Raw genomic sequence first — 3,875 nt, forward strand, 5'->3', positions numbered from 1 at the left:
CGCCGCCGGTGGGCCGACGGCGCTGTCCCTCCGCGGCGGATTGACCGGCCTCCCAGCCCGACTGCCAGCCGTCGCGCCACCCCGCCTGCCAACCGGCCTCGCGGGCCGAGCGCCATTCGACGTTGGCGAGGGCGAGCGTCCCCAAGGCGCTCGCCACGTCCCGCACCCGGTACAGCCGGGTCGTCAGCCGTTCGGCGAGGTAATCCCGGGTCGTGACGCGGGCGATGCCGTCGTCGTTGAGGAGGACGAGCGGGACATCGTGGATCGTCTGATCCAACGCCTCCTGCACCGCGGTCCGCGTCGTGAGGCGACCGGCGGGGAACGTCAGCGGCTGCGTTACCCGCAAGTTGCTGTAGTCGATCCCCTCCAATTCCATTCGCGGCAGGTCCGGCAGCACGGTCTGCCCGGGAAGCAGCTCGGCGAGGGCCCGGGGGAGCGGCATGCCGGCTTCGATCGCGACTGCTTCCGTCAGCGGCGCTTCGAGCGCGGCCTCCAGCGTCGCCGCGGACTGTCGGGCCAACGCCACGCCGGTCGTGTCCTCCGCGACGCCGTCAGTCGGCGGGGCGATCAGGACGGCCAGCAGCAGCGGGGCGAGCGTCATTCGACCGCCTCCGCGTGGTCGTGATCGTGGTCGTCGTGGCTATGGTCGTGGGCGGCGTGATCTGCCGCATGGGCGGCGTTTACGTCGATGGGGAAGGACCAGGGCTGATCGTCGAAGGCGTCGCGGAGGTCGCTCAGCAGCGTGGCGATCTGGCGGTGAACGGCTTCGGTCTGGCGGACGCTCAGCACGCCGTCGAAGTACTCCATCGCGCCGCCCTCGCCGTCGATCTCCTCCCAGCCGCCGCCGTTATCGATGCCGCCGGTGACGGTTTGGATGAGGTCGATCAACGGCTGTTCGGCCGCTTGCGCGATCTCCAACGGCGTGGGCGGACCGTCCTTCGCCGGGGCCGGCGCGGCCTGCGGTTGCGGCTGGGCGGCGCCGAACTGATTGGCGACCGGCGCCAAGGAGAACTGCCCGCCGCCGCCAAAACCGCCGCCGCCCAAGCCGCCTTGGGGAGCAGCGCCCCCGCCGCCCATGCTCCCGCCGTGCCATTGGAACTGCGGCCGATCGACGTATCCCGGGCCGGCCGCTTCGAGCAGGTCGCGGACGGGATAGACGCGGGTGACGAGGCGTTCGTCGGCGTAATCCTGCGTCGTAATTTTGAGGATGCCGCCGTCATTGATCATCGTCAGCGGGACCTCGTTGACCGAATCGAGCAGCTCCTCGATCGCTCGCCGCACGGAGAATCGGCCCGCGGGCAGTTCAACGCCGCCGTACAGCGGCAGGTCACGGAGGTCGATGCCCTCCAAGTCCAATCGCGGACTGTCCGGCATCACCGTCTGCTCGGGCAGCAGTTCCACGACCACCGACGCCACGGTTGCTCCCGGGGCGAAAACAAGCGGCTTCGCCAGCGGGGCGTCGAGGGCGGCTTCCAACTCCGCCTCGGCCTGTCGCTCCAATGCGATGCCGGTCAGCGGCTCGTCAGCGTTTTCCCGCGGAGGAACCCCCTCCTGCGGGGCCAGCAAGCAGGCGAGCAGCAGCGGGGCGGTCAGCATCGGGACGGTTCCATCAGGGGAGCGACGGCGAGCCGGGGGGTTCATCCCCCCGGACCAGTGAGCGTAGCGAACCGGAGCGACGTTGTGCGGAGGCCCGGTCCGGGGGGACAAGCCCCCCGGCTCGCGGGGGCCGCGAGGGACCGGTTCACAGGCGGCCGGTTCACAGGCGGCCGGTTCACAGGCGGCCGGTGCGGTCGCGCCACTGGTCGGTGACGTCCGCGCGAGCCTTCAGGTACAGGTCGAAGAAGCCCTTGCCGTCCTGCCGGGCGAGGCCGGCGAACAGCTTCTCGCCCAGCGGCGGACGCAGCAGCGCCGTACCCCGCAGCGGCACGCCGGGCACCGGGGCGTAGATCACCCGTTCGGCCTTCTCCCCGCCCAACTTCTTGTACAGATCCTCCGCGGCCCCCTTGTCCTGACTATCCGCCGCCCCGACGAGCGTCAGGAAGGCGATGTCGGCGCCGTCGTCCGCCAGCTGACGCAGCACGCGACCGGGGTTCAAGCCGGGCACGCTCTCCTCGGGCGACAGCAGCGCCACGGCCCGCACGTCCTGCCCGGTCGGCGTGCGGAAGGCGGGGTCCGGCGCGTCGCGGAGCGGTTGTTTGAGCCAATCCGCATAGGTGAACAGCAGCGCCGCGGGGGCGGCGTCCTCCGCCGCCAGAATCCCCAGCTTGCGGATGTTCACCTGCTTCTTCTGGTGCAGATCGAGCGCCAGCAGCTTGACCGCTTCCAGATCGAACCGCACGACGGCTTTGTAGTCGTTGGGCCTCATCGACTCGCCGGTCTCCGTGCGGCCGTTGAAGGAGGCTTCGCCGTGCTTGCGGAGATCCGGGGCGAGAACGGCGTAGCCCTGCTTTTCCAAGTACTCCGCCAGCGACTGCCAGTTCTTGCGGTTGCCCTTCTCGCCGTGCAACAGGATCACGACCGGCGTCTCCTCGCCGGCGCCGTTCGGCTGATAGACCTCCACCGGCAGCGTCCACCCGTCGACGGTGCCGATCAGCTCCGTGCGGGCGGCGGCCTCCGCCGGCGCGGCGACCGCCAGCGTCACCGCGAGAGCGAGCCCCGCGGCGAAGCAACGCGTGAGCACGGATCGCGCGGGAGCGATTCGCGTGCGGGACGGGGGGGCGAGGCGAATCATCACGGTTCTCCGACGGGGCGCATTCACGGACGCCCCCATCGTACGGGCGTCCCCGAACCCCGCACAACGGGCGCGGAACCGCCCGAGGCGCCGGAGCAGCCAGTCGTTCGCCGCCGACCCGCAGGGTTCCCGCATGCGGCTCTTCCCTTACCCGGGATCTCTATGCCCCTGTGCGAACGTCGGCTTCCGCACGCATTGTCGCGGGTTCGCGTATGTCTGCTTCCATCCTACGAGCCTCCGAGAGTGCCGAGGCCACGAGTCCCGCCGGCACGCTAACCACACCCAGTCCGACTACCAGCACTAGGAAAGTGAACAGTCGCCCCCCGATCGTCATGGGATAAACGTCGCCGTAACCGACGGTGGTGAGCGTGACCACGGCCCACCAAAGGCTATGAAAGATGGACGCGAACTCTTCCGGCTGGGCCTCATGTTCAAAGTGATGAATCCCCGCGGCGGCGAGAAACAGCACAACCCCCGCCGCTCCAAGAAACAGCACGAGTTCCTCTCGGGCGATCTTCAACGCCAAGGCGAATCGACGCGCAGCGGCACTGTATCGAACCAGCTTCAATACACGGAAGAGCCGAAGCAGGCGGAGCGCCCGCAATGCCCGGAGATCGAAACCAGCGGCCAAGAGCGTCGGCAGGATCGACAGCAGGTCGACGGCCCCGAACACGCCGAAGACATACGTCCTCGTGGGCTTCGCCACTGCCGCGCGCAACAAGTACTCCGCTGTGAACAATCCGACAGTCACCAACTCACCCCACCGCAACGCCCGGCGCGTCGCGTGAGACAATCCTGGCAGCGTTTCGAGGGAGTACAGCACCAGCGACAACACAATCAGCGCCTGCACGGCCAAGTCGAATGCCCTACCGGCGGGGGTGTCGACATCTTCCACGATTCGCCGCGCGACTTCTCGAAGTCGCTGGATTCGGGATCGCTGGATCGGCTCCTGACTCACTCGGCCCCCAGCGCCGCCTCGATGCGGGCGACGGCGGCGGCGTTCGGCGTCGGACCTTCGGACCGACGCCGTACAGGCCGCCGGCGGCCTCCGCGATGCCGCGGGCGAACAGGACCGTGTCCGCCGCGAACCGGGCCGCGTCGTCGTCGGATTCCTGCGCCAACGCCGCGTGGCAGACGGTGCGGG

Annotated in this window: 4 protein-coding genes; all 4 read right to left on the reverse strand. The window is 69.4% G+C overall.

What is annotated here, in order from left to right:
- Window positions 1–601 (reverse strand): hypothetical protein (locus LzC2_RS20615; protein ID WP_171189911.1); only part of this gene is annotated, 601 nt, incomplete at its 3' end.
- On the reverse strand, window positions 598–1,596 hold the full coding sequence (locus tag LzC2_RS20620) for a hypothetical protein (protein ID WP_171189912.1): 999 nt from the start codon (window positions 1,594–1,596) through the stop codon (window positions 598–600). The genes LzC2_RS20620 and LzC2_RS20615, both read right to left, overlap by 4 nt.
- Before the next feature lie 175 nt (window positions 1,597–1,771).
- The gene (locus LzC2_RS20625) at window positions 1,772–2,731 is read right to left on the reverse strand and encodes an alpha/beta hydrolase (RefSeq protein ID WP_171189913.1); all 960 of its coding nucleotides are present in this window, start codon (window positions 2,729–2,731) and stop codon (window positions 1,772–1,774) included.
- Between the two features lie 160 nt (window positions 2,732–2,891).
- Window positions 2,892–3,659 (reverse strand): ion transporter, encoded by a 768-nt coding sequence (locus LzC2_RS20630; RefSeq protein WP_171189914.1) that lies wholly within the window; start codon window positions 3,657–3,659, stop codon window positions 2,892–2,894.
- Between the last annotated feature and the right edge of the window lie 216 nt (window positions 3,660–3,875).

This window comes from Alienimonas chondri (assembly GCF_013036045.1).
Classification (GTDB): Bacteria; Planctomycetota; Planctomycetia; order Planctomycetales; family Planctomycetaceae; genus Alienimonas; species Alienimonas chondri.